General features: G+C 72.7%; 24 protein-coding genes. 15 read left to right on the forward strand and 9 right to left on the reverse strand.

Annotated elements, in window-relative coordinates:
• The first annotated feature begins 67 nt into the window (after positions 1–67).
• Positions 68–1,015, forward strand: coding sequence for a 2,3,4,5-tetrahydropyridine-2,6-dicarboxylate N-succinyltransferase (gene dapD / locus Actob_RS39845; protein ID WP_284917141.1), 948 nt, complete (start codon positions 68–70; stop codon positions 1,013–1,015).
• Here the strand turns inward: dapD and Actob_RS39850 are convergent, their stop codons facing one another.
• Positions 1,016–1,843, reverse strand: a complete 828-nt coding sequence (locus tag Actob_RS39850) for a LysR family transcriptional regulator ArgP (RefSeq protein ID WP_284922487.1) — start codon at positions 1,841–1,843, stop codon at positions 1,016–1,018.
• Between the two features lie 69 nt (positions 1,844–1,912).
• Here Actob_RS39850 and Actob_RS39855 point away from each other — a divergent pair, with 69 nt between their 5' ends.
• The 5 genes from Actob_RS39855 to Actob_RS39875 all read left to right on the forward strand — a co-directional run bounded on the left by Actob_RS39855 (position 1,913) and on the right by Actob_RS39875 (position 6,847).
• A complete protein-coding gene (locus Actob_RS39855; RefSeq protein WP_284917142.1) occupies positions 1,913–2,515 on the forward strand; it encodes a LysE/ArgO family amino acid transporter in 603 nt (200 codons plus the stop codon).
• A 54-nt stretch (positions 2,516–2,569) separates the two neighbouring features.
• Positions 2,570–3,619: a DNA polymerase III subunit beta family protein gene (locus Actob_RS39860; RefSeq protein WP_284917143.1), complete on the forward strand. Its 1,050-nt coding sequence runs from the start codon at positions 2,570–2,572 to the stop codon at positions 3,617–3,619.
• Positions 3,620–3,723: 104 nt separating this feature from the next.
• Positions 3,724–4,473: a class I SAM-dependent methyltransferase gene (locus Actob_RS39865; protein ID WP_284917144.1), complete on the forward strand. Its 750-nt coding sequence runs from the start codon at positions 3,724–3,726 to the stop codon at positions 4,471–4,473.
• Positions 4,474–5,115: 642 nt separating this feature from the next.
• Complete coding sequence (locus tag Actob_RS39870; protein WP_284917145.1) at positions 5,116–5,730, forward strand: hypothetical protein; 615 nt, start codon at positions 5,116–5,118, stop codon at positions 5,728–5,730.
• Positions 5,731–5,851: 121 nt separating this feature from the next.
• A complete protein-coding gene (locus tag Actob_RS39875) occupies positions 5,852–6,847 on the forward strand; it encodes an SDR family oxidoreductase (RefSeq protein WP_284917146.1) in 996 nt (331 codons plus the stop codon).
• 225 nt (positions 6,848–7,072) lie between these two features.
• Here the strand turns inward: Actob_RS39875 and Actob_RS39880 are convergent, their stop codons facing one another.
• The 4 genes from Actob_RS39880 to fdxA are packed head-to-tail and all read right to left on the reverse strand — an operon-like array spanning position 7,073 to position 10,441.
• Entirely contained in the window at positions 7,073–8,320 is a 1,248-nt protein-coding gene (locus tag Actob_RS39880; protein WP_284917147.1) for a DUF4407 domain-containing protein, read from the reverse strand.
• Positions 8,321–8,365: 45 nt separating this feature from the next.
• Positions 8,366–9,010 (reverse strand): SIMPL domain-containing protein, encoded by a 645-nt coding sequence (locus Actob_RS39885; RefSeq protein ID WP_407653496.1) that lies wholly within the window; start codon positions 9,008–9,010, stop codon positions 8,366–8,368.
• A 10-nt stretch (positions 9,011–9,020) separates the two neighbouring features.
• Positions 9,021–10,073, reverse strand: a complete 1,053-nt coding sequence (gene dapC / locus Actob_RS39890; protein ID WP_284917148.1) for a succinyldiaminopimelate transaminase — start codon at positions 10,071–10,073, stop codon at positions 9,021–9,023.
• Between the two features lie 41 nt (positions 10,074–10,114).
• Positions 10,115–10,441 carry a ferredoxin gene (gene fdxA, locus Actob_RS39895; protein ID WP_106127678.1) on the reverse strand — a complete coding sequence of 109 codons (327 nt, stop codon included), beginning with the start codon at positions 10,439–10,441 and terminating at the stop codon, positions 10,115–10,117.
• 82 nt (positions 10,442–10,523) lie between these two features.
• Here fdxA and Actob_RS39900 point away from each other — a divergent pair, with 82 nt between their 5' ends.
• Positions 10,524–11,504 (forward strand): GNAT family N-acetyltransferase, encoded by a 981-nt coding sequence (locus tag Actob_RS39900; RefSeq protein ID WP_284917149.1) that lies wholly within the window; start codon positions 10,524–10,526, stop codon positions 11,502–11,504.
• Here the strand turns inward: Actob_RS39900 and Actob_RS39905 are convergent.
• The 3 genes from Actob_RS39905 to mshB form a co-directional block, all read right to left on the reverse strand.
• Complete coding sequence (locus Actob_RS39905; RefSeq protein ID WP_284917150.1) at positions 11,476–11,943, reverse strand: hypothetical protein; 468 nt, start codon at positions 11,941–11,943, stop codon at positions 11,476–11,478. The two genes, Actob_RS39900 and Actob_RS39905, sit on opposite strands and share 29 nt — an antisense overlap.
• Positions 11,944–12,039: 96 nt before the next feature.
• Positions 12,040–12,489 carry a hypothetical protein gene (locus Actob_RS39910; protein WP_284917151.1) on the reverse strand — a complete coding sequence of 150 codons (450 nt, stop codon included), beginning with the start codon at positions 12,487–12,489 and terminating at the stop codon, positions 12,040–12,042.
• On the reverse strand, positions 12,486–13,382 hold the full coding sequence (gene mshB, locus Actob_RS39915; protein WP_284917152.1) for an N-acetyl-1-D-myo-inositol-2-amino-2-deoxy-alpha-D-glucopyranoside deacetylase: 897 nt from the start codon (positions 13,380–13,382) through the stop codon (positions 12,486–12,488). Before mshB ends, Actob_RS39910 begins: the two co-directional genes overlap by 4 nt.
• 93 nt (positions 13,383–13,475) lie before the next feature.
• Between mshB and Actob_RS39920 the strand changes: the two genes are divergently transcribed.
• The 8 genes from Actob_RS39920 (at position 13,476) to Actob_RS39955 (ending at position 23,554) form a co-directional block, all read left to right on the forward strand.
• Positions 13,476–15,290 (forward strand): alpha/beta hydrolase family protein, encoded by a 1,815-nt coding sequence (locus Actob_RS39920; RefSeq protein WP_284917153.1) that lies wholly within the window; start codon positions 13,476–13,478, stop codon positions 15,288–15,290.
• A 35-nt stretch (positions 15,291–15,325) separates the two neighbouring features.
• Entirely contained in the window at positions 15,326–16,753 is a 1,428-nt protein-coding gene (locus Actob_RS39925; RefSeq protein WP_284917154.1) for a TldD/PmbA family protein, read from the forward strand.
• A gap of 73 nt (positions 16,754–16,826) precedes the next feature.
• The gene (locus tag Actob_RS39930; protein ID WP_284917155.1) at positions 16,827–18,260 is read left to right on the forward strand and encodes a TldD/PmbA family protein; all 1,434 of its coding nucleotides are present in this window, start codon (positions 16,827–16,829) and stop codon (positions 18,258–18,260) included.
• A 204-nt stretch (positions 18,261–18,464) separates the two neighbouring features.
• Positions 18,465–19,256: a hypothetical protein gene (locus Actob_RS39935; RefSeq protein ID WP_284917156.1), complete on the forward strand. Its 792-nt coding sequence runs from the start codon at positions 18,465–18,467 to the stop codon at positions 19,254–19,256.
• Positions 19,257–19,266: 10 nt separating this feature from the next.
• Positions 19,267–21,162, forward strand: coding sequence for a fumarate reductase/succinate dehydrogenase flavoprotein subunit (locus Actob_RS39940; protein ID WP_284917157.1), 1,896 nt, complete (start codon positions 19,267–19,269; stop codon positions 21,160–21,162).
• Positions 21,159–22,187, forward strand: coding sequence for a succinate dehydrogenase/fumarate reductase iron-sulfur subunit (locus Actob_RS39945; RefSeq protein ID WP_284917158.1), 1,029 nt, complete (start codon positions 21,159–21,161; stop codon positions 22,185–22,187). The genes Actob_RS39940 and Actob_RS39945 overlap by 4 nt, the downstream gene beginning before the upstream one ends.
• Before the next feature lie 99 nt (positions 22,188–22,286).
• The gene (locus tag Actob_RS39950; protein WP_284917159.1) at positions 22,287–22,865 is read left to right on the forward strand and encodes a GNAT family N-acetyltransferase; all 579 of its coding nucleotides are present in this window, start codon (positions 22,287–22,289) and stop codon (positions 22,863–22,865) included.
• Between the two features lie 56 nt (positions 22,866–22,921).
• Entirely contained in the window at positions 22,922–23,554 is a 633-nt protein-coding gene (locus Actob_RS39955; protein ID WP_284917160.1) for an alpha-ketoglutarate-dependent dioxygenase AlkB, read from the forward strand.
• 148 nt (positions 23,555–23,702) lie between these two features.
• On the opposite strand, the gene Actob_RS39960 is transcribed toward Actob_RS39955, so the two are convergent.
• Complete coding sequence (locus tag Actob_RS39960) at positions 23,703–24,614, reverse strand: DUF4328 domain-containing protein (protein ID WP_284917161.1); 912 nt, start codon at positions 24,612–24,614, stop codon at positions 23,703–23,705.
• Positions 24,615–24,810: the final 196 nt, after the last annotated feature.

Raw genomic sequence — 24,810 nt, forward strand, 5'->3', positions numbered from 1 at the left:
TTACAAGGCGTCCCGAGCCCCGGACTCCGCACGATCCGTGACCCACATCTTAGGTAGGGTCACCCCCGTGGATACCGCGATCTCGACCTCGCCCGCCTGGGGCATCGGCCTCGCCACCGTCACCGCCGAGGGGCAGGTGCTCGACGCCTGGTTCCCGGCCGGATTCCTGGGCCTGGGCGACGAGCCGGCCGAGCCCCCGGTTCTGCCGGCCGGCCTGACCGGCCCGAAACTGCTGCCCGGACTCTCGACCGTCGAGGTCCGCGCCACGATCAAGTCGCTGGCCGAGCCGATCGCCGACACCGCCGAGGCGCACCTGCGGCTGCACCTGCTCTCGCACCGGCTGGTCCGGCCGAACGAGCTGAACCTGGACGGCATCTTCGGCCTGCTGGCGAACGTGGCCTGGACCTCGGCCGGCCCGTGCCCGCCGGACCGGGTCGACGAGCTGCGCTTCCTGGAGCGGGCCGCGGGCCGGCACCTGGCCGTCTACGGCATCGACAAGTTCCCGCGGATGACCGACTACGTCGCGCCGGCCGGCGTCCGGATCGCCGACGCGGACCGGGTCCGGCTGGGCGCCCACCTGGCGCCGGGGACCACGATCATGCAGGAGGGATTCGTCAACTTCAACGCCGGCACGCTGGGCACCTCGATGGTCGAGGGCCGCATCGTGCAGGGCGTGGTGGTCGGCGACGGCTCGGACATCGGCGGCGGTTCGTCGATCATGGGCACCCTCTCCGGCGGCGGCAAGCAGAAGATCCGGATCGGCGAGCGCAGCCTGCTCGGCGCGAACGCCGGTGTCGGCATCTCGCTCGGCGACGACTGCGTGGTCGAGGCGGGCACCTACATCACCGCGTCGTCGAAGGTCGCGCTGCCCGACGGCCGTGTGGTGAAGGCCATCGAGCTGTCCGGTGTGAACAATCTCCTGTTCTGGCGGAACTCGGTGAGCGGCGCCCTGGAGGCCCGCCCCCGCAAGGGCACCGGCATCGAGCTCAACAGCGCCCTGCACGCGAACGACTGATCAGAGACGCAACGCCGAGGCGGCCGCCGTGCGAACGGCGGCCGTCAGCGTGTTCAGTGACGTCGACTCGATCCGCCAGCACTGCCAGTAGAGCGGGATGTCCAGGTACCTGTCCGGGAACATCTGGACGTATTCACCGGAGGCGAGCAGCGGGCCGGCGTTCTGCTCCGGAACCGTGCCCCAGCCCAGGCCGAGCCGGATCGCCTCGTTGAAGGCCGCCGCGGCCGGCACATAGTGGATCGGCCGCGCTGCCGGTGACTCCCCCAGCAGGCCGAGGAACCGGTGCTGCAACTGGTCCTTGCGGTTGTAGACGATCATCGGCGCCGACGCGAAGGACACTCCGGGCGCGGCGACGGCAAGGTAGCGCATCGAACCCAGCCGCTCCACCCGGCATCCCTGGACGGCGACGTTCTCGGCGGTGACCGCGGCCATCGCGGTACCGGATCGCAGCAGGTCGGCGGTGTAGTCCTGGTCATCGGTGTGTATCTCGAAGGTGGCACCCGGCACCCGCGCCAGCACCGGCAGGAACCAGGTGTTCAGCGAGTCCGCGTTCACCACTATCGAGATCCGGGTGCCGCCCCGGGCCTGGGCGAGGGCCTCCCGCTCCAGCAACGCGACCTGCCCGGCGAACCGGATCAGCGCCTCACCGGCCACCGTCGCCGTGCACGGCTTGGCCCGGCGGACCAGCACCTGGCCGACCGCCCGTTCGAGTGCCTTGATCCGCTGGCTGACCGCCGACGGGGTGACGTGCAACACCCGGGCCGCCGCCTCGAAACTGCCCTGTTCCACCACTGCCTGGAAGGTCTCCAGCTGTACCTGGTCCACGATTAAGTATCGCTAATTCATCCTGAAAATCTTTAGCTGGCTTAACACTGACCGGAACCTTAGCTTCGGGACGTGCTCACCTCCGCCATCGCCGGCTTCGTCGCCGCGGCTGTCCTGATCGTCGCCATCGGTGCCCAGAACGCGTTCGTCCTGCGCCAGGGACTGCGCCGGGAACACGTCGTCCCGGTCGTGCTCACCTGCGCGCTCTCCGACCTGGCGCTGATCTCGGCCGGCATCGCCGGCCTCGGCGCGATCATCGCGGCGCAGCCCGGCCTGGTCACCGCGATCCGCTGGATCGGGGCCGCCTTCCTCTTCGGGTACGCCGTGCTCGCCGCCCGCCGCGCGCTACGTCCCACCGGCAGCCTCGACCCGGCCGGCAAGGCACCCGCCACGCTCCGCGCCACCCTGCTCACCACGCTCGCCCTGACGTACCTCAACCCGCACGTCTACCTGGACACCGTGCTGCTGCTCGGCTCGGTCGCCCAGCAGCACGCGCACCGCTGGCTGTTCGGACTGGGCGCGGCGGCGGCCAGCTTCACCTGGTTCGCCGGGCTCGGGCTCGGCGCGCGCCGGCTCGGCCCGCTGCTCGCCCGGCCCGGCGCCTGGCGGATCCTGGACGGCCTGATCGCGGTGGTGATGGCGGTGGTCGCCGCGACACTGCTGCTGGGCGACTGACGCTTGACCCTCCACCTGGTCGAGGGACCAGGGTCGGTGGGTGTGAGGAGCGAGATGCGGAACATCGGCGAGACGGCCCGGGCCAGCGGCCTGACGGTCAGCGCGCTGCGCTACTACGACGGCGCCGGCGTGCTGGTCCCGGCCGTGGTCGACCCGGTGACCGGCTACCGGCGCTATGCCGCCGAGCAGATCAGGGCGGCTCGGCTGATCGCCGGGCTGCGGCGGGTGGGCATGCCGGTGGCGGAGATCGCCCGGGCCGTGCGCGAGCTCGAGCACCCGGCCGCCGTACGCAAAAGGCTTGATGATCATCTGGTCCGGCTGGAAGCCGGCCTGGCCGATGCCCGCCGCGAGCTCCTCCGCCTGCACACCCTGCTCGATCTGGAGGAGACCCCGATGACCCGAGTGACACTGTCCGCCGCCGATCTCACGGCCGCGCTCGACGCGGTCCGGTTCGCCGCGACCGACCCGATCCCCGATGCGCCGTTCCCGGGCGGCGTGCTGTTCGAGACCGGCGACGGCACGCTGACCGTGGTCGCGACCGATCGCTACCGGCTCGCCGTGGCCACCGCCCCGGCCACCGTCGACGGCCCCGCGGCGCGGCAGTACCTGCCGCTGGCCTTCGCCGACCAGCTCCGGCGGATCGGTTCCGGACCGCTGACCCTCGAGATCGATCCGGCTTCGGTACGCGTCGAGCACTCCCGCCTCGAGCTGCGGACCACACCGCTGGAGGTGGACTTCCCGGACTATCGCCGGCTGATCGGGCCCGGCGGCGCGGCCACCCGCCGGATCGCCGTCGACCCGGATCGGCTGCGCGAGCTGGTGACCGGAGCCCCCGAGGTGCGCCGGGAGCACGCCGGCGCGGACTACCCGGTCACCATCCTCGCGGTGGGCCCGGCGGGCGAGCTGCGACTGGCCACCGAGGACGAGTGGACCGCCGGCGACGACGCGCACGTGGCGGTGAACCGGGAGTTCCTGCTCCAGGCGGTGGACGCCGGCGGCTCCGGTCAGCTGCTGCTCGACCTGGATGGTCCGGTCCACCCGCTGACCATCCGCAGCGCCGCCGACGACTCACGTTTCTCCCTGCTCATGCCGGTCCGCGCCTGACCGGGCCGCGCGTTTAGTCGCGGATTGAACACGGTTCAGCCACGACTTCTGTGAACGGTGAGACCGCCGCGACTTTGCGCGACCACTCTGGTTACCGTCGGCGTGTGCGCAACAGCCCGCCGGATGACGACCTCAACGCCACGGCGGCCGGCGCGTCCATGACCGGGTGGGAGTTCGCCTGGCTGGACGGGCTGGCCGTCGCGTCCGAGCCGTCCTGGTCGTTCCCGGAGATCGCCCGCCCGCTGGTGCGCACCGCCGGCAGCCTGCTCGACCTGGACACCGGCGGCGGCGAGCTGCTCGCCGAGTTCGTCCCGCTGCCGGCGCACACCGTCGCGGTGGAGAGCTGGGCGCGCAACACGCCGGCCGCCCGGGAGCGGCTGGCTCCGTTCGGCGTCGAGGTGCTCACCGAGCTGCCCGCCGGGGAGGACGAGTTCGACCTGGTGCTCAGCCGGCACGGGCGGCTCCCCGCGGCGGACATCGCCCGCCTGCTCAAACCCGGCGGTGTGCTGCTGACCCAGCAGGTCGGCAGCGACGACCTGGCCGAGCTGAACGACGCGCTCGGCGCTCCGCCGCCGCACCCCCGGCGCTGGGACGCCGAGGTCGCGGCGAACGCGCTGACCGCGGCCGGCCTGCTGGTGACCGACGTCCGTGAGGAGCACCCGGGGCTCGCGTTCCGGGACATCCGGGCGGTGATCCACCACCTGCGCACGGTGCCCTGGCAGGTCCGCGACTTCAGCCCGCAGAAATACGAACGGGAGCTGGCCCGGCTCACCGCGGTGATCCGGGCGCGGGGCGAGTTCACCGCCCGGGCACACCGGTTCCTGGTCCAGGCCCGCCGCCCGGCGCAGGCGTGATCGGCGCGCGCCCGGGCGAGCCGCTCTGGACAGAGGCGTAACCGGAAAGCCCCTTTCAGGCGACGGGCCCTCGGACTCACCGCCGGCGGCGTCGCCTGGGCCCGGTGGCGCGTCGGCACCACCGGGCAGGCCACGGCCGGGACGGTGGTCGCCCCGCCGCTGTCCGGCCGGCCCGAGACGGCGCTGTACCCCGCAGCCGGCGCCGAGCGCGACGGACGTGGCACCCGCACCGCCTCCACCGAGACCGTCGACCCCCACATCCGCGCCCGCCGTGGTGCCGGCGCTCGAGCCTCCACGGCCGGACCGAGCGCCGGTCAGCTCGACGGTCACGGATTTGAGGACCGGCGCGAGGGCCGCTAGGGGTACGTCAGCGCAGGTCATGGGCGTGTCAAACGGCAACATGGACGGTGCGGCGAGGACTCTGGGAGGTGACCGATCCCTCGGCCGGGGTCAACCGGTTGGGTAGATCGTTCCGATTTATGCGCCTACAACGGCGGACGGAAAACCGATCACATCGGACATCTCGATCAGGGAACGTTGTATGAACGCCAGCCCGGCCTTTTCCACCGGCGTCCGAGGAGGAACGAGCCGCATGCCACACCTGAGCGACCCGCCCGCGGCCGCCGCCTCGGGGGCGGCATCGTGATCCGGCGTGACGTCCTGACGAACCATCCCGGGGGCGATCCCTGGGACGGGAGACCGGAGGCACGGATCGAGCTGGAGCCGGCCGACCACGAGGAACCCACCTGGGAGGTGCGGGGGCCGCGCAGACGCCGGTTCGACAGGCGGTCACGGACCATCCTGGGGCTGGCCGCCGTCGCCGCCATGCTGGCCAACGCCGGTGCGGCGTGGGCCTACTGGCGCCTCACCCAGCCGGACCCGGCCGCCGCGCCGCAGCCGGTGACGATCGAGATGGTGCTGCGCGGGCGAAACGACCTCGGACAGGTCATGCGGCCCGGCGACAACGGGAACCTGCTGGTCACCGTCACCAACGACCGGAACGTGCCGATCCGGATCACCTCGATCGGGATCGGGCCGGGCAACGTGGTCGCCGACCCGGAGCATCGGGACGCCGGCTGCACCGCGCCGCGCGTCCGGGTCGCGCGGACGTACTACCCGGTCTCCTGGGAGGTCGCCAAGAACACCGTGGGCGCGTTCACCCTGCCCCGGGCGCTGTCCATGGAACACGGCACGGCGAAGGCCTGCGTCGGCGCGGACTTCACGGTGCCGCTGCGAGCGCGGGGCACCGAGCGCTGAGATCGCCGTGAGCCGGCGGGACCGGACGCCGGCGTCGCGTGGGCCCGGGCCTCGGAGCCGGCGACGCCGTGCGTGGGCGCGTCGAGGTTTCCCGGCGCGGGATCCGGGTCAATCACGGGACATGACCAGGATTTCGGTAGTGACCGGCGCGAGCGGTGGAATCGGCCGGGCGGTCGCCCGGCGCCTGGCGGCCCGGGGCGACGCGGTCGCCCTGCTGGCCCGCGGCGAGGAGGGACTGGAGGGGGCGGCCGAGGACGTCCGGCGAGCCGGTGGCACCGCGTTGCCGATCACCGTGGACATGGCCGACCACCAGGCGGTGGAGGCGGCGGCGGATCAGGTGGAGAAGGAGCTCGGTCCGATCGGGCTCTGGGTCAACAACGCGTTCTCCAGCGTCTTCGCCCCGTTCGTGGAGATCGAGATGCCGGAGTTCGTGCGCACCACCGAGGTCAGCTACCTGGGTTACGTCTACGGCACCCGGGCCGCGCTGTCCCGGATGCGAACCCGGGACCAGGGCGCGATCGTGCAGGTCGGCTCGGCGCTGGCGTATCGCGGGATCCCGTTGCAGAGCGCGTACTGCGGGGCCAAGCACGCGATCCAGGGGTTCACCGAGTCGCTGCGGGTGGAGCTGCTGCACGAGAAGAGCAACGTGCACGTGACAATGGTGCAGATGCCGGCGGTGAACACCCCGCAGTTCGGCTGGGTGCTGTCCCGGCTGCCGAAGAAGGCACAGCCGGTCGCGCCGATCTACCAGCCGGAGATCGCGGCGCGGGCCGTCGAGTACGCCGCCGACCACCCGAAGCGCCGGGAGTACTGGGTGGGCGGGTCGACAGCGCTGACCCTCGCGGCGAACGCGATCGCGCCCGGCATCCTGGACCGCTACCTGGCCCGGACCGGCTTCAAGGGTCAGCAGACCGGCGAGCCCCGGCCGGCCGACCAGCCGGCCAACCTGTGGCACCCGGCCGACCAGCGGACCGACGAGGGCGCCCACGGCGACTTCGACGACCGGTCCACGCCGCGGAGTCTGCAGCTCTGGGCCTCCCAGCACCACGGCGTGCTGGCCGCGGCCGGCGCCGGCCTGGTCGCCGCCGGAGCCGCCTGGGCCTTCGGCCGCCGCTGAGCTCTCCCGCACGGGGCGGCTTCCGGCCTGGAGAGGCTTCCGGCGTGCAGCGCCGGGGGCCGGCACGCTGGGGTTGATCTCCGGAACCACCCACGGACCGTGCAGGGCACGGCGATCGCCCTGGACGCGCAGCGGCCAGATCGCCGGGCCCGGCCCGCGCGGGAGCATGCGATCCGCACCACGGCGGACGCGCGTCTATGAAGATCTTGAAAGCGACCTCGGTCCTCAGGCGTCGACGCGGGACCGGTAGTAGCTTCCGTCGAGATCGGCGGGGTCGACGACCACCGCGGTGTGCAGGACGGCGCGGGCGCGGTCGGTGGCGGCGCGGGCCAGCCGCACGTCGTGGCTGGCGGCTTCGATGCCGTCGGCGACCACCTTCGCGGTGGCGTCGCCATAGGTCCGCGCGTCGTGCACCTCGCGCTCGTGGATCAGCGCGGCCTCGTGCTCGCGGAGCCGGGCCGCGCGGGCCTCGTTGCGCTCGTAGGCGTTGCCCCGGGACGCGAACTTGAGGCCGATCGCGGCGCAGTCGAGTGCCACCATCAGCAGCGCTATCCCCAGGTAGTAGACGCCGACACCCCAGAAGTCGGCGGTCACCAGACGCCACATCGCGGCGGTCCGGGCGCCGAAGCCGGAGTCACCGCGCACCACAGCGGCGTTGGCGGCCCGCTCGGCGGTGGCCAGCGAGGCGAGCCGGGACTGTTCGGTGGCTCGCGCGGCGCGTTCCGGGCGCTGGTCGCGCTGCAATCGGGCGGCCTGCCGGTCGAGCGCGGCGGCCTGGGTGTCCAGCGACCGGGAACGGCGGACCAGGTCGGCGCAGTAGCCGCCGGGCGGGCAGCCGGGGCTGTGCGTGACACCGGAGCCGCGGGAGTCGGCCAGGGCCTGGCGGTAGAGCGTGCGGGCGTCCCGGCGTTTGCCCGCCGCCCGGTCGGTGAGCGAGCGGACCGCGGCGTCGTCGGCCCCGGTCTGTGCCCGCAGCTCGGCCAGCCGCGCCTGGTACCCGGCCACCGCGCCGCCCGCGTCCAGCCGGCTGAGCTGGGTGTTGTGGATCTCGGCGAGCCGGGCGTCGATCTCACCGCGGTACCGGGCGAGCATCAGCGGTTCGGTCACCACCACGGCGAACAGCAGTGCCAGCCCGATCCGCCCCAGGTAGAGGCCGACCGTGGGCGGGCGGAGCAGCAGGTGCGGGTCGGTGGAGTCGAGGCGCTCGTAGTTGACCCCGACCCGGCCGACCACGGCCCGGTCGTAGGCGACCACCCCGACCGCCACCAGCGGCCCGACCAGCCACTGGTACCAGGGATGCCGGTAACCGCTGCTGGCGTCGACGAAGGCCGCGCCGCCGAGGGTCGCGTAGAGGAAGTAGAGCAGGATGAAGACGCCGATCGAGCGATACAGCACGCGATCCGAGTGCGTCGTCACGCTGCGCGGATTCACGTTCGCCACCCGCAGCAGCAGGTGCCCGAGGCCCGTGCGCATGCGGTCGAGTCTGGCCGACCGGGACGCGACGCGTGCCCGGAACGCTCAGATCGGCAGCGTCGGCTCGCTGGTCGTGACGGTGACCCGGACCCGGGCGTGCACGGTCTGCGGCTCGGGCTCCAGCTCGAGGGTGCCCGAGTCGCTCATGGCCCGGCCGCCGACCGCCATCGGGAAGCCCTCGGCCGGGAACACGTCGCTGATCTCGATCAGCCGGTCCACCCGGGCGCCGACCGCCGCCGCATACTCAGCGGCCTGGACCAGCGCCTCGGTGACCGCCGCCCGGCGCGCCTCGGCGCCGGCCCGGCTGCCCGGGCGCAGCTGCCAATACGGCCCGGAGACCGAGGTCAGCTCCTCACCGGCGAGCCGCAGCAGCAGATCGCCGAGCACGGTGAAGTCGGTGACCAGCACCCGGGTGCCGACGCTCCCGTGATATTCGGCCACGCCCTCGCCGCGCCGCTTGGTCTGCGGGTGGACCTGGACGCCGGTGGTCTCCCGGCGCTCGATCGCGGCGGCGAACTCGTCGAGCACCGCCCCGGCGGCCGCCGAGCGCTCGGCCAGCCGCCGCAGGACCGCCTCGCGGTCCCGGCCCTTGGCGACCGTGTGCACGTGGACGGTCGCCAGCTCGGGCGGCACCTCCCGGACGGCCTCGCCGGTGGCGACGACGATCGGGAGGCGCTCCACACTGCTCATCCGTCAGTTCTTACCAGCCGTCGGCAAGCCGGTCGGCGGCCGCGGCCACCCGCTCGTCGGTGGCGGTCAGCGCGATCCGGACGTGCCGGGCGGCGGCCGGGCCGTAGAACGCGCCGGGCGCGGCCAGGATGCCCCGCTCGGCCAGCCGGTCGACGGTCTGCCAGCAGTCCTCCCCGCGGGTCGCCCACAGGTAGAGCCCGGCCTCCGAGTGACTGATCTCGAAACCGGCCTTGACCAGGGCGGACCGCAGGATCTCCCGGCGCGCCGCGTAACGCTCGCGCTGGACGGCCACGTGCTCCTCGTCGGTGAGCGCGGCGGCCATGGCGGCCTGGACCGGGGCGGGCACGATCATGCCGCCGTGCTTGCGCACCGCGAGCAGCTCGCCCACCAGGGCCGGGTCGCCACCGACGAAACCGGCGCGGTAGCCGGCCAGGTTGGACCGCTTGGAGAGCGAGTGCACGGCCAGCACCCCCGTGTAGTCACCGCCGGTGACCTCGTCGGAGAGCACCGAGACCGGCTCGGTCTCCCAGCCGAGCGAGAGGTAGCACTCGTCGCTGACCACGACGGCGCCCCGCTCGCGGGCCCAGGCGACCACCTTGCGCAGGTGCTCGACAGGCAGGACCCGGCCGGTCGGGTTGGACGGCGAGTTGATCCAGACCAGCTTCACGGGCGCCGGCCCGACCGCGGTGAGCGAGTCGGACCGGATCACCTCGGCGCCGGCCAGGCGCACGCCGACCTCGTAGGTCGGATAGCAGACCTGCGGGATCACCACCCGGTCGCCCGGACCGACGCCGAGCAGCGTCGGCAGCCAGGCGACCAGCTCCTTGGAGCCGATGGTGGGCAGCACCCCGAGGTCACCGGAGGCGCGACAGGCCCGGGCCAGCCAGCCGGTGATCGCGGCCCGCAGGGTCGCGGTGCCGGCGGTCAGCGGATAGCCGGGCGTGTCGGCGGACCCGACGAGGGCCTGCCGGATGACCTGCGGGACCGGATCGACCGGCGTGCCGACCGAGAGGTCGACGATGCCGTCCGGGTGGGCGGCGGCGCGGGTCTTGGCCGGCTCCAACAGGTCCCAGGGGAAATCCGGCAGGGCCGACGACAGAGCGCTCAGTGTGCGTCCCCACGCGGCGGCTGAGCGGCGACGAACGTCGCGTCCTTCTCGATCTTGCCGACCTTGGAGGCGCCACCGGGCGAACCGAGGTCCTCGAAGAACTCGTAGTTCGCGTTGGTGTAGTCCTTCCACTGCTCCGGGACGTCGTCCTCGTAGAAGATCGCCTCGACGGGGCACACGGGCTCACAGGCCCCGCAGTCCACGCACTCATCGGGGTGGATGTAGAGCATCCGGTTGCCCTCGTAGATGCAGTCGACCGGGCACTCTTCGATGCATGCCTTGTCGAGAACATCGACGCAGGGCTCAGCGATGATGTAGGTCACGGGTCTTTCCCTTCAAAGCCACGCCGCGTGGACCGCCGACGACAAATGCAGAGCCTAGTATTCCCGCCGAAGGAGGTAATACGTGCTCCGACAGCAGGATGTGGGACACCGGGTGGTGGTACGGCGAATTGTAGGCGTATCCGGGGATCGGCCGCTGTACACGGATGCGCTCGGTGAGCTCGTGGACCTCAGCGAGACGGATCTCACACTCGCCACCGACAAGGGCACCCTGCGAGTCCCGCTGCGCGACGTGCACCGGGCCAAGCGGGTGCCACCGGCCCGCCGCCCGCACGCGGCCGCGGTGATCGCCCTGGAACTGGCCGCCGACGCGGCCTGGCCGGCCCCGACCCGCGCGACGCTGGGCAGCTGGCTGCTGCGCGCGGCCGGCAACTGGACCGGCCGGGCGAACTCGGCGCTCGCCGTCGGCGACCCGGACCGGCCCCTGGAGGCGGCGATCGACGCCGTCGAGCGGTGGTACCTGGAGCACGGCCAGCGCCCGCTGATCAACGCGCCGATGCCGCTGGCCGCCCCGGTCAACGCGATGCTGGACGAGCGGGGCTGGACGGCCCGGCCGCTCACCCTGGTGCAGACCGCGCCGCTGGCCCCGATCCTGGCCACCACCGGCGCCGCCGACCTGCCGCCGGTCGACCTGGCCGACTCCCCCGGCGACGACTGGTTCACCATGGTCGCGGCGCACAAGGGGGATCTGCCGCCGGTGGCGGTGCGGATCCTGACCGGCGTACCGGAGAAGGTCTTCGCTCACGTCCGGGACGCGGACGGTGAGCTGATCGCCGTCGCCCGCGGCGCGATCACCGGGCCGGACCGCTGGCTGGGGATCTCGCTGCTGCAGACCGTGCCGGCCGCGCGGCGGCGCGGCCTGGGCCGGCACGTGGTCCGCGGCCTCGCCCAGTGGGCCGCGCAGCACCGCGCGACGCGGGCCTACCTGCAGGTGGAGGAGCGCAACACGGCGGCCGTGGCGTTGTACGGCAGACTCGGCTTCAGCACCCACCACACCTACCTGACCAGGGAAGCGCCTAGCGGCGGACCACCCGGCGAGGCTTGACCACGCGGCGCTCGCTGAAGGCCTTGAGGGAGCGGGAGCGGTAGTCCTTGCCGAGCAGCACCGCGGTCCAGTAACCGAGCAGGGTGCCGACGATCGCGCAGCCGGCGTACAGCCAGATCTGGGCGAAGAAGTCACCCGACCCGTTCGCCAGCGGGCGGCTGCCGCTGAGGAACGGTCCGGCCAGGACGGTCAGCAGCATGCCGCCGAACGCGCCGAACCCGAGGTCGGGCAGCCAGTCGGTGAGCCGCCGGCGCAGCGACCAGGTGAACGCGAGACCACCCAGCACCAGCGCGACCAGCCCGAACATGACGATCGAGCCGCGGGTCTGCGCGGCGTCCGAGCTGTCGAATCCGAAGCGGACGACCAGCCTGGTCACCGCGTTGATCGCGAACAGGACGACCGCCAGCACCGTGCTCCGGAACCAGCGCTGCTGCCTCATCAGATCCTCCCGGGAACGAAACAATGCTCGATTCCCGGTCATCTTGACCCATGGCACGCCACAGTTCCTAGAGGCGGGCTGAGAGTCGCCTGACAATCAGCTCGGCGTCGGGTCCGCGGTGAGCGGGTTCATGATCATCCGGTACGCGTAGACGGCGAACGTCACGCTGCCGACCAGGATCACCACCAGGGCCACCCAGTTGTCCCCGCCGAGCAGGTAGTCGCCCTCGGTGGTGCGGGTCCCGGCGGCGCCCAGGGTCAGCAGCGTCCACAGCGCCCACGGCACGCCGATCGCCCAGCTCCGGCCGATCGTGGCGACCGCGAACCGGGCCAGCGCCAGGTTGACCGCGACGGTGACCGGGATGGCCAGGCCGATCAGCCGGCCGGCACCGGTCCAGACGTCGGTCTCCCCGTGGAACAGGCCGGTCAGGCCGCCCACCCGCAGCGAGGTCAACTCGACCTCGAGCAGCGTGGTGACCACCGTGGCGAGGACGGTGACCAGCACGGCGGCCGCTCGCAGGGCGGAGTCCCGCCGGGGCGCGGTCATCGATCCGCCACGTCGAGCCCGGCGAACAGGTCGCTCTCCCACTTGTGCGGGCCCTCGCCCGGGCCGCGCTCGCCCTTGACCAGCGTGTAGTACTCCACACCCATGAACTCGCCGCCGAAGTCGCCGGCCATCCCGTAGAGCCAGGAGTTGTCCGGGATCTGGGTGGCGTGCGCCCGCATCGCGGCGGTCTTTCTCGCATAGTGCTCGGTGCCGTCGATCCGGGCGGCGATCTCCTCGTCCGGCGTGCCGAACGGCAGGTCCTCGACGCTGTCGACGTCGGCGAACGGGTTGCTCTCCGACTCCCGGAACGCCTCCATGCCGTCGCGCAGCACGCTCAGCGGCTGGGCCGTCCAGTAGATCTTGGCGGGGCCGTCCGCACCGGCCAGCTCGGCGGCGCGCATCGCCACCCGGTGCGCCTGGATGTGGTCCGGGTGACCGTAGAACCCGTTCTCGTCATAGGTGATCATGACCTGCGGGCGGATCTCCCGCATGATCTCGACCAGGTGCGCGGCGGCCTCGTCCAGGTCGGCACCCCAGAACGCGCGGGGATGCCGGTTGGTCTCCAGGCCCATCATGCCGGAGTCCCGGTAACGCCCCGGGCCGCCCAGCATGCGCCGGTCGGTGACGCCCAGCGCGTCGCAGGCCCGCTCCCACTCGACCAGCCGCCAGCCACCGAGCTGGTCGGCCTGCCCGGCGGCGAGCTGCGACAGGGCCGGGACGTGGATCTCGCCCTCCTCGCCGAGGGTGCACGTCACCAGTGTCACGTGGGCGCCTGTGGAGGCGTAGTGCGCCATGGTCGCGCCGGTCCCGATGACCTCGTCGTCGGGATGGGCGTGCACCAGCAGCAGTCGGCGGGCGGGCAGCGAATCGGGTGCGGTCTGCTCGACGGTCACGGCGGATACTGTACGCGCGACCACCGACGACTTCGCTCGACGAGCCCACCGGTTACCCGGCGGGAGTCGCCCTTGATCAGCGATGCTGGGATCGTGGACTACCCCGGACTCGCCGGGCGCACCGGCGGTTTCCGCCACGGCGCCCCGCATGCCGTCGAGGTCGGCGCCGACGGGGCGCGGGCCGCCTTCCTGCGCTCGCCCGGCGCCTTCGACCCGGATCCGGCGCTCTGGGTGCTCGACCTCTTCTCCTTCGAGGAGCGGCTGATCGCCCCGGGGCCGATCGCCTCGTACGCGGTGGACCGCGACGCCCGGGTGGCCGCGTTCGCCCGCGGTGGCCGGCTGTTCCGGGCCGACCTGCTCACCGACGCGGTCACCGCGATCCCGACCAGTGATCCGGTGCACGACCCGAGACCCGACCCCCAAGGCGTACGCGTCGGCTACGTCACCGACCCGGACCGGTCGGCGACGCTGCGGGTGCACGGGCCGGACGGCGACCGGCTGCTGGCCGGCGAGCCGGGCAACGCCTGGCGGGAGCACGGCGGCAGCATCGCCTGGGGCGTGGCCGGCTCCGGCGCCGGCGAGTTCGGCCGGACCCGGGGCTGGTGGTGGTCGCCGGACGGGAGCCAGGTGCTGGCCGTCCGGACCGCCGGGTCGACCAGCCTGCACCTGCTCGACCTGGACGACGGCTGGGTGGACGTGCACTGGGACCGGGAGACGTACCCGCACCTGGCCCAGGTGCGCTGGGCCGGCGGCGGTCCGCTGATCACCGTGCTGCGCCGGATGCAGCAGCACGGCCTGGTCCTCTCGGTGGACCCGCGGACCGGGGAGACCCAGGTGCACGCGGAGCTGGCCGACGCCCGCTGGGTGGAACCGATCCCCGGCACGCCCCGGCACCTGCCGGACGGGCGGGTGCTGGTCGGCGGCGAACTGGCCCACGACGGCTTCGACGCGCGCTGCCTGTTCGCCGACGGCAGCCTGCTCACCCCGCCCGGGCTCTACGTCCGGCGGGTGGCCGGCACGCTGCCCCGCGCGACGGGACCGGCCGGGGCGCCGGACCTGATCGTCGAGGGGAGCCTGGGTGATCCGGCGGTGCGGGAGGTGTTCCGGGTGCGTACCTCGCTGGGCGGGGGCGGCCCGGAGGTGACCCGGCTGACCGGGCGGTACACCGGTGAGCCGGTGGCCGGCGGGGACGTGCTGATCGCCGGCGACCAGGTGTGGCGGGGCGACCGGCGGGTGGGCACGGTGCGGTCGCTGGCGGCCGCGCTGCCGTACCGGCCGGAGCCGGTGTTCGAACGGGTCACCGACCGGCGGCTGCCGGCCGGCGTGCTCTACCCCACCGGGCACCTGGGCGGCAGCCTGCCGGTCCTGGTCACCCTCGGCGACGGGCCGGGACACCAGCAGGTCCGCTCGGACGACCACGCCTGGCAGGAGCGCCAGTGGTGGGCCGACGCCGGATTCGCCGTGCTCAGCGTCGATTCCCGGGGCACGCCCGGGGTGGCGCCCAGCTTCGAGAAGGCGGTGCACCGGCGGCTGGCCGATCTGGCCCTGGCCGACCAGGTGGACGCGCTGCACGCGCTCACCGGCAAGCACCCGGACCTGGACCTGAGCCGGGTCGTGGTGCGCGGGCGGGGGCTCGGTGGGTGGCTGGCCGCGCTCGCGGTGCTGCGCCGGCCGGACGTGTTCCGCTGCGGGGTGGCCCGCGACCCGGTGCTGGACTGGTCGCAGCTGCCGCCGCCGATCGCCGAGCGGTACCTGGGCGATCCGGCCGACTCGGCGCACATCTACCGCAACCACAGCCTGAGCGACGCACTCGCCGAGGCCGACCCGCACGGTCCGCTGTTGCTGGCCGGAGCCGAGTTGAGCCTGCCCGGGGAGCGGGACTGGTTCCGGGAACAGTTGGCCTCCTGACCGGTTTTGTCGCACCGGGCCCATAGGGTCGGGGCATGAGCCACTTCGATGAGGCGGGCGCGGCGGTCCAGGCCGCGCTCGACGCCGGAGCCCGCTACGCGGATGCCCGGGTCATGGTCTGCCGCACCGAGTCGATGACGGCCCGCGACGGGGCTGTCGAGGATCTCGGCTCCGACGAGAGCGCCGGCTTGGGGGTTCGTGCCCTGGTCGGCTCGAGTTGGGGCTTCTACGCCGTTCCCGATCTCGCCGAGCCGGCCGCCCGCGCCGCCGGCCGGCGCGCCGCGCAGATCGCCGCGGCCAGCGCCCAGGTGGCCGGCCCGCCGACCGAGTTGATGCCGTCCGCACCGGTGACCGCGAGCTGGGCCAGCGACTGCGTCGTCGATCCGCTGTCGGTGCCGCTGGCCGACAAGGGCGACCTGCTGGTCCGGGCCACGCTCGCGGCCAAGGAGGCGGGCGCCGACCTGGCCCAGGCCAACTACGCGATCTGGGACACCCACAAGTGGTTCGTCTCCAGTGAGGGCCACCGCGTCGACCAGCACATCCGGGAGTGCGGCGGCGGGGTGACAGCGCACGCCATCGGCGACGGCGAGGTCCAGCGCCGGTCCCTCCCGGGGCAGTACGGCACCCGCGGCTGGGAGCTGATCGACGAGCTCGACCTGGTCGGCAACGCGCCCCGCCTGGCGCAGGAGGCGCGCGAGCTGCTCACCGCCCCGCTCTGCCCGGCCGGCGAGACCACCCTGATCCTCGGCGGGTCGCAGCTCGCCCTGCAGATCCACGAGTCCGTCGGGCACGCCATCGAGCTGGACCGGATCCTCGGCTGGGAGGCCGCCTTCGCCGGCACCAGCTGGCTCGACCTGGCCGGCCTGGGCTCGCTGCGGTACGGCTCCGAGCTGATGAACATCACCATCGACCCCACCTTCCCGGGTGCTCTGGGCAGCTTCGGCTTCGACGACGAGGGCACCCCGGCGGTGAAACGGCACGCGGTCCGGGACGGCATCTGGGTGGGCGTGCTGGCCGGGCGGGACTCGGCCGCCGTCGCCGGGCTGGACTACGCCGGCAGTGTCCGGTCGGACGGCTGGGCCCGGCTGCCGATGGTGCGGATGACGAACGTCGGCCTGGAGCCCGGGCCGCACACCCTCGACGAGATCATCGCGGCCACCGACGACGGTGTGTTCATGGACGTCAACCGGTCCTGGTCGATCGACGACCGGCGGCTGAACTTCCAGTTCGGCTGCGAGATCGGCTACGAGATCAAGAACGGGAAGCGCGGCCGGATGCTGCGCAACCCGACCTACACCGGGATCGGTCCGAAATTCTGGCAGTCGATGGACATGCTGTCCGCCGAGACGATCGCCTGGGGCACGCCGAACTGCGGTAAGGGTCAGCCCGGCCAGGTCGGGCACACCGGGCACCCGGCGGCGCCGGCCCGGTTCACCGACGTCAGGGTGGGGGTGCACGGATGAGCGGGCTCGCGAGCGGATCAGCCGGCCCGGTCGCCGGCCCGGGCCGGCACCGGAACGCGACGGAGGTGGCGGCATGAGCGCCGAGCTGCAGATCGCGGCGAAAGTGGTGGAGCTGGTCCGCGAGCTGGCCGGCCGGTCCGCCGAGGCCGAGGTGACGGTCCGGCACCACGCCCTGGCGCTGACCCGGTTCGCCAACTCGGCGATCCACCAGAACGTGGCCGACGCCACCACCGGGGTCCGGCTGCGGCTGCATCTGGACGGCCGGACGGCCTCCGGCTCCAGCACGCTGACCGGCGTCGACGGCCTTCGGTCGCTGGTCGAGCGGACCATCGCGGCGGCCCGGGTCACCCCGCCCGACCCGGCCTGGGCCGGTCTCACCAAACCGGCCGCGCTGCACATCTCGGCCGCCCACCCGGGCTCCGGCGAGCACTCCGGGCTGGCCTTCGGCTTCGACGAGGCGACCGCCCGGGCCACGCCGGCCGAGCGGGCCGCGCGGGTCCGCGCCTTCGTCGACGCGGCCGGCGGCCTGGAGACCGCCGGTTACTGCCGCACCGTCTACGTCTCCGCCGCGTTCGCGAACACCGCGGGCCAGGCCGTCGAGGGCCGCACCGCGGAGGCCGCGATGGACGGCATCGCCCGGGACGCCGGCGCCGACGGGGTGGCCCGGCTGGCCGCGTCCCGGCTCGCCGACCTGGACGGCGCCGAGCTGGGCGCCCGCGCGGCGGCCAAGGCGCGCGCCGCCACCGGCCCGGCCGAGCTGCCCCCGGGGCAGTACGAGGTGGTCCTGGAGCCGACCGCGGTCGCCGACCTGCTGCAGAACTTCGCGGTCTTCGGCTTCAACGGCAAGTCGTTCGTGCAGAAACAGTCCTTCGCCGAGCTGGGCAAGGAGCAGTTCGACCCGTCGGTGACCATCGTGGACGACCCGCTGGGCAGCCGCGGCGAGCCGGCACCCGGGCTGCCGTTCGACGACGAGGGCACCCCGGCCCGGTCGCTGGTGCTGGTCCGCGACGGGGTCACCCAGGCGGTGGCGCACGACCGGACGTCGGCGGCCGCGGCCGGCGCCGAGTCCACCGGGCACGCCGCGCCCGCCTCGCGCTCCTGGGGACCGTTCCCGTCGCACCCGCGGCTGGAGGCCGGTCCACCGGCGCCCGCCGGCAGTCCGGAGGCGTCCGCGGCGGTCGCCGGGTCGGCCCGCCCGCTGGTCGCCCGGATGCGCCGCGGCCTGCTGGTCACCGACCTCTGGTACACCCGGGTGCTGGACCCGAAAACGCTCGTGGTGACCGGGCTGACCCGCAACGGGGTGTGGCTGGTGGAGGACGGCGAGATCGTCCGGCCGGTGAGCAACCTGCGGTTCACCCAGTCGTACCCGCAGGCGCTGGGCCCGGGCCGGGTGCTCGGGATCGGCGCCGAGTCGGTGCTGCTGCCCGGCTCCTGGGAGGACGCCCGCTACGCCGCGCCGGCACTGCACCTGGCGTCCTGGAACATCACCGGCAACGCGTCGGGATAGATCCACTAGTTCATCGGTGATCGTCTTTGCGGGCCGGGATGATGTTTTTGTGACCTACTTGGCATCCCCGGCCCGCAAACTGTCGGACCTTCGGCGTAACGTGTGCCCCACATCACCGTCGCGCGAGGACGGCTGACGGCGGGCACCCGTGTGTCCGCTTCCGGTCGGCCCGCGCACCTGACGCGGCACCGGCAGGGGGATGGCATGACGACGACGGCATCGGGGCCGGGCGTGGGGCAGGCCCGCGCGGCGATCTCGGCGCGGACACTGCGCAGCGACCGATGGTGGCTGGCGCCACTGATCACGTTCCTCGGGCTGACCGCCTGGGTGGCGTACGCGACGGTCCGGGTCTTCCTGCACAAGTGGTTCTATGTGGCGGACTACCACTACCTGACGCCGTTCTACTCACCGTGTCTGACCGACCGGTGCGGCGACGCGGCCGAGTTCGGCACTCCGCTGCCCAGCTTCTGGCTCATCCCGGAGGCGGCGTTCACCCTGCCGTTCCTGCTGCTCTTCCGGTTGACCTGCTATTACTACCGGAAGGCGTACTACCGCTCGTTCTGGCTCTCGCCGCCGGCCTGCGCGGTGCCGGACGGTCACAAGTCGTACTCCGGCGAGACCCGCTTCCCGCTGATCTTCCAGAACGCGCACCGGTACGCGTTCTACGCGGCCTTCCTGATCTCGATCGTCAACACCTGGGACGCGATCCGCGCGCAGACCACGGGTCTCGGTCTCGGCAACCTGATCCTCTGGATCAACGTGATCATGCTGTGGGCCTACACGGTGTCCTGCCACTCCTGCCGGCACATCGTCGGCGGCCGGCTCAAGCACTTCTCCAAGCACCCGGTGCGATATCGACTGTGGACCTTCGTGTCGAAGCTGAACGCGCGGCACATGCAGCTGGCCTGGATCACCCTCGGGACGCTCGCGCTGACCGATTTCTACATCATGGCGGTCAGCGCGAACTGGATCTCCGACCTGCGGATCATCGGTTAGGGGCACGATCATGACGACCACTACCGAACGCCATCTGTACGACGTCGTGGTGATCGGCGCCGGCGGTGCCGGGCTGCGCGCCGCGATCGAGGCGCGACTGGCCGGCAAGCGGACCGCGATCATCTCCAAGTCGCTGTTCGGCAAGGCGCACACGGTGATGGCCGAGGGCGGCGCCGCGGCCGCGATGGGGAACGTGAACAGCCGGGACAACTGGATGGTGCACTTCCGGGACACCATGCGCGGCGGCAAGTTCCTGAACAACTTCCGGATGGCCGAGCTGCACGCCAAGGAGGCCCCGGAGCGGATCTGGGAGCTGGAGACGTACGGCGCGCTCTTCGACCGGACGAAAGACGGCAAGATCTCGCAGCGCAACTTCGGCGGGCACGAGTACCCGCGGCTGGCGCACGTCGGCGACCGCACCGGCCTGGAGCTGATCCGCACCCTGCAGCAGAAGATCGTCTCGCTGCAGCAGGAGGACTACGCCGAGACCGGCAGCTACGAGTCGCGGATCCGGGTCTTCCAGGAGACCACGATCACCGAGCTGCTGCTCGACGGCGACCGGGTGGCCGGCGCGTTCGGCTACTACCGGGACTCCGGCGAGTTCCTGCTCTTCGAGGCGCCCGCGGTGGTGCTCGCCACCGGTGGCGTCGGCCGCAGCTACAAGGTCACCTCGAACTCCTGGGAGTACACCGGCGACGGCCACGCGCTCGCGCTCCGCTCCGGCGCCACCCTGATCAACATGGAGTTCCTCCAGTTCCACCCGACCGGCATGGTCTGGCCGCCCAGCGTGAAAGGCATCCTGGTCACCGAGTCGGTCCGCGGCGACGGCGGCGTTCTGCGCAACTCCGAGGGCAAGCGGTTCATGTTCGACTACGTCCCCGACGTCTTCCGCAAGCAGTACGCGGAGACCGAGGAGGAGGCGGACCGCTGGTACACCGATCCGGACAACAACCGCCGCCCACCCGAGCTGCTGCCCCGCGACGAGGTGGCCCGCGCGATCAACAACGAGGTCAAGGCGGGTCGCGGCAGCCCGGCCGGCGGCGTCTTCCTGGACGTCTCCACCCGGCTCCCGGCCGAGCAGATCATCAAGCGGCTCCCGTCGATGCACCACCAGTTCAAGGAGCTGGCCGACGTCGACATCACCAAGGAGCCGATGGAGGTCGGGCCGACCTGCCACTACGTGATGGGCGGAGTGGAGGTCGACCCGGACACCGGTGCCGCGGCCGGCTCGGTGCTGGGCCTGTTCGCCGCGGGCGAGGTGTCCGGCGGCATGCACGGCTCCAACCGGCTGGGCGGCAACTCCCTCTCCGACCTGCTGGTCTTCGGCAAGCGCGCCGGTGAGCACGCCGCCGCCTACGTCGACACGCTGCCCCGGCGGCCCAAGGTCAGCCGGGTCGACGTGGCCGCCGCCATCGAGGTGGCGCTCGCCCCGCTGGTCCGGGCGCAGGGCGAGAACCCGTACACCTTGCAGCAGGACCTGCAGGCGGTGATGGGCGACCTGGTCGGCATCATCCGCCGGGAGGGCGAGCTCAGCGACGCGCTGAAGAGGCTGGCCGATCTGCGGCTGCGGGTGGCGAACGTCGCGGTCGGCGGTGGCCGGCGCTACAACCCGGGCTGGCACCTGGCCCTGGACCTGCGCAACATGCTGGTCGTCTCGGAGTGCACGGCGAAAGCCGCGCTGGAGCGGGAGGAGTCGCGCGGCGGGCACACCCGGGAGGACTTCCCGCGGATGAGTCCGGAGTGGCGGCGGCTCAACCTGGTCTGCTCGCTCGACGAGGCCGGCGGGGTGCACCTGGAGCGCAAGCCGGTGCCCACCATGCGATCCGAGCTGCTCGCCCTCTTCGACCGCAGCGAGCTGGCCAAATACCTGACCACAGAGGAATTGACAGGGCTGGGGGAAGAGTGAAACGCCACTTTCGTGTCTGGCGGGGCGACTCGTCCGGCGGCTCCCTGGAGGATTTCGACGTCGAGGTGAACGACGGCGAGGTCGTCCTGGACATCATCCACCGGTTGCAGGCCACCCAGGCGCCCGACCTGGCCTGCCGGTGGAACTGCAAGGCCGGCAAGTGCGGCTCCTGCTCGATGGAGATCAACGGCATGCCCCGGCTCGGCTGCATGACCCGGATGTCCACGTTCACCGCCGACGAGACGATCACGGTCACCCCGTTGCGCACCTTCCCGGTGATCCGCGACCTGGTCACCGACGTCTCCTTCAACTACCAGAAAGCGCGCGAGACGCCGGCCTTCGCCCCGCCGGCCGGGGTCGCCCCCGGGCAGTACCGGATGCAGCAGATCGATGTGGAGCGCAGCCAGGAGTTCCGCAAGTGCATCGAGTGCTACCTCTGCCAGAACACCTGCCACGTGGTGCGCGATCACGAGGAGAACAAGGAGGCGTTCTCCGGGCCGCGCTTCTTCATCCGCGCCGCCGAGCTGGACATGCACCCGCTCGACGACCGCACCGACCGCAAGCAGTACGCCCAGCAGAGCCAGGGCCTCGGCTTCTGCAACATCACCAAGTGCTGCACCGAGGTCTGCCCGGAACACATCAAGATCACCGATAACGCCATCATCCCGATGAAGGAGCGCGTCGTGGATCGCCGGTACGACCCCCTGGTCCGACTCGGCCGCAAGATCTTCCGCCGCGACCAGCTGGAGAGCGCCCAGCCGGAGAGCATGGCCCCGTCCACCAGCGAGGGCGTGTCCGGCGTCGGGTCGGGCATGACCTACACCAGCGCCCGCCTCCCGGAGGGCCCACCGGTCGGCCCGGACGGCCGCCTCGACATCGCCGAACTGGCGGCGCCGCTGCAGGGCGGCCTCTCGCCCTACGGCGAGGACATGGACTTCCCGCTGCCCCCGGAGCGGGTCGCCTACCACCACCCCGAGGCCGATCCGTCGGTGCCGCCCGCCGGCGAGGTCCCGGACCGGCGCTGAGCCTGCTCACGGCCGGGTCCCGGGTGCGAGGCGAGGCCCACCGTGTGGCCGGGTCACGCCGCTTCGCCCGGATGCCGGCACGCGGCCTAGGGTCGGTGCATGCCGTCGCTCGTCACGCCCGCCCTGGCCGCTGGGACGCTGGCCGCCACCGCGCAGCCGGAGATCGCCGGGGACGGGGTGCTGCTGCGGCCCTGGCGGGAACCGGACCGGGCGGCGGTCGTCGCCGGGTACGCGGATCCGGCGATCCAGCGCTGGCACTGCCGGACCATGACCGAGGACGAGGCGGCGGCCTGGATCGCCGGGTGGCCACACCGCTGGCGGGACGAGACGGGCGCCGGTTGGGCCGTGGTGGACACCCGCGCGGCGGGCCGGGTCGCCGGGCAGATCAGCTTCCGGCGGATCGATCTCGGCGAGGCGGCTGCCGAGCTGTCCTATTGGGTGCTCCCTGAGTTCCGCGGCCGGCAGCTCGCACCGCGGGCACTGGCGGCGCTGACCGGCTGGGCGTTCACCGATCTGGGCCTGTACCGGCTGGAACTGAACCACTCGACAGCCAACACCGCGTCCTGCCGGGTCGCCGCCCGGGCGGGTTATCCGGCCGAGGGCACGAAGCGCGGCGAGGCTCGCCACGCCGACGGCTGGCACGACATGCACCAGCACGCCCGGCTCGCCGTCGATTGACGCGGAGTCGCACGGCCCGGCCGCGCAGACTCGAACATCAGTACTAGAATCGCGGGATGAGCAGCGCCTATCAGCCTTCGATGCTCGACCTGATGGCCGGCCCGGTGCCGGCGCCGGCGTCGCTGTCCGGGCTGACCCGGCACCGGCTCACCGCCGGGGCCTGGGTGGATCTGCTGCCCGGGTGGCTGCGCGGTTCGGACGCGGTGTTCGAGACGCTGCTCGGCATCGACTGGCGTGCCGAGCGGCGGAAGATGTATGACGACGTGGTCGACGTGCCCCGGCTGCTGCGCTGGTACCGGGAGGGTGAGCCGCTGCCCCACCCGGCACTGACCGAGGCGCGCGACGCGCTGAACGCGCACTACGCCGAGGAGCTCGGCGAGCAGTTCGTCACCGCCGGGATGTGCCTCTATCGGGACGGGCGGGACAGCGTGGCGTGGCACGGGGACACGATCGGGCGGTCGGCCACCGAGGACACCATGGTGGCGATCGTGTCGGTCGGCTCACCACGCCATCTGGTGCTGCGGCCGCGGGCGGGTGGGCACGAGACGGTGCGCTTCCCGCTCGGGCACGGGGATCTGATCGTGATGGGCGGGTCGTGCCAGCGGACCTGGGAGCACGCCGTGCCCAAGACGGCCCGGGCGGTGGGGCCGCGGGTGAGCGTGCAGTTCCGCCCGCGCGGCGTGGCGTGAGCGGCCACGGGTGAGTGCGCGGGTTCCGCCCGCGCGGCGCGGCGTGAGCGGCCACGGGTGAGTGCGCGATTCAGCCCGCGGCGTGGCGTGAACGGGCGCGGGTGAGTGCGCGATTCCGTGGAGTGGGTGGCCGCGTGCCGGTGCGCTGTCAGAACGGCGAGGGCTGGACCAGCCGCTCCTGATCGGCGGTGATGCGGCGGACCAGGAGGATGGCGGCGACCGCGGCGACCGGGGTGCTGATGAGCGACAGCGCGTGCGCGTCGCCGGACCGGGTGACGTCGCCGTGGTAACTGTCCAGCAGGATGTCGAGCGTCCAGGCGACCGCCCAGACGGCGAAGAGGCCGGAGCCGTGGTCGCGGCTCTCCCGGTCGATCTCCCGGAAGACCAGCAGCGGGAGCACCAGGTTGGCGACCGGGATCAGCCAGGCGCCGACGGTCCAGCCGGGGCGCCACTTGAGCCGGTGACCGGTGTTCCAGAGGTTTGTCGAGGCACGGTGCAGCCAGCTCAGGAACGCCACGACGGTGAAGACGAAGACGCCGAGAACGCCCAGCGACACGATGCCCAGGCCGTCGCCGTCGAGCAGGGCCCGGGACCGGGTCAGCGACTCCAGGACCAGCGAGCTGACCAGGCTCAGGCCCAGGCCGGTGGTGGCCAGGATCGCCGGGCCGCGCAGCGACCTGGCATGCCCCGGGGCGGGCGGATAGGCGTAGGGCGCGGGCGGGACGCCGGTGGCGGACGGGGGCAGGTAGGCGGAGACCGGCGCCGGGTAGACCGGCCGTGCCGGCGCCGGGGCGGGATAAGCGGGCGGCGCGGGTGCCGCGGCCGGCGCGGGATAAACGGGCGGCGCGGCCGGCGCGGGATAAACGGGCGGCGCAGCCGACGCGGGGTGAACGGGCGGCGCGGCCGACGCGGGGTGAACGGGCGGCGCCGTCGGATCGGTGTAGGCCGGCGGCGGGTAGGGCGACGGCGGGGACCAGATCTCGGTGGAGGCCTCGGCGGACCACGGATCGACGGCCGGCGGCGGGTCGTCCGGGACGGGCGGGGGCTGCTGGGCGCTCATCGGTCTCCTCGCGGGTCGATGGACTCCCGCAGGGTATCCGGACCGGACAACGCCGCGCGCGCGGGCGTTTTCGCTGATCACGCATGGGATAGCGGACGTAACGGTCGCGTCAGGTAACGGAGACGTTGCGAGTAGTTGACGCGTCCGATCAGAAAGTTACACTCCTAGTGTAAATAGTTGACCATCACGCTCCACT

Origin of the sequence: Actinoplanes oblitus (assembly GCF_030252345.1) — a bacterium.
Taxonomy (GTDB): Bacteria; Actinomycetota; Actinomycetes; order Mycobacteriales; family Micromonosporaceae; genus Actinoplanes; species Actinoplanes oblitus.

Excerpts from the sequence above, each read along its gene's own strand:
- Actob_RS39875 (WP_284917146.1), top strand. The coding sequence starts at position 5,852 with ATGACCAGGATTTCGGTAGTGACCGGCGCGAGCGGTGGAATCGGCCGG.
- Actob_RS39885 (WP_407653496.1), bottom strand. The coding sequence starts at position 9,010 with ATGAGCAGTGTGGAGCGCCTCCCGATCGTCGTCGCCACCGGCGAGGCC.
- Actob_RS39860 (WP_284917143.1), top strand. The coding sequence starts at position 2,570 with ATGCGGAACATCGGCGAGACGGCCCGGGCCAGCGGCCTGACGGTCAGC.
- Actob_RS39930 (WP_284917155.1), top strand. The coding sequence starts at position 16,827 with ATGAGCGCCGAGCTGCAGATCGCGGCGAAAGTGGTGGAGCTGGTCCGC.
- Actob_RS39950 (WP_284917159.1), top strand. The coding sequence starts at position 22,287 with ATGCCGTCGCTCGTCACGCCCGCCCTGGCCGCTGGGACGCTGGCCGCC.
- Actob_RS39880 (WP_284917147.1), bottom strand. The coding sequence starts at position 8,320 with ATGCGCACGGGCCTCGGGCACCTGCTGCTGCGGGTGGCGAACGTGAAT.
- Actob_RS39955 (WP_284917160.1), top strand. The coding sequence starts at position 22,922 with ATGAGCAGCGCCTATCAGCCTTCGATGCTCGACCTGATGGCCGGCCCG.
- Actob_RS39910 (WP_284917151.1), bottom strand. The coding sequence starts at position 12,489 with ATGACCGCGCCCCGGCGGGACTCCGCCCTGCGAGCGGCCGCCGTGCTG.
- Actob_RS39935 (WP_284917156.1), top strand. The coding sequence starts at position 18,465 with ATGACGACGACGGCATCGGGGCCGGGCGTGGGGCAGGCCCGCGCGGCG.
- Actob_RS39905 (WP_284917150.1), bottom strand. The coding sequence starts at position 11,943 with ATGAGGCAGCAGCGCTGGTTCCGGAGCACGGTGCTGGCGGTCGTCCTG.
- Actob_RS39960 (WP_284917161.1), bottom strand. The coding sequence starts at position 24,614 with ATGAGCGCCCAGCAGCCCCCGCCCGTCCCGGACGACCCGCCGCCGGCC.
- Actob_RS39925 (WP_284917154.1), top strand. The coding sequence starts at position 15,326 with ATGAGCCACTTCGATGAGGCGGGCGCGGCGGTCCAGGCCGCGCTCGAC.
- Actob_RS39940 (WP_284917157.1), top strand. The coding sequence starts at position 19,267 with ATGACGACCACTACCGAACGCCATCTGTACGACGTCGTGGTGATCGGC.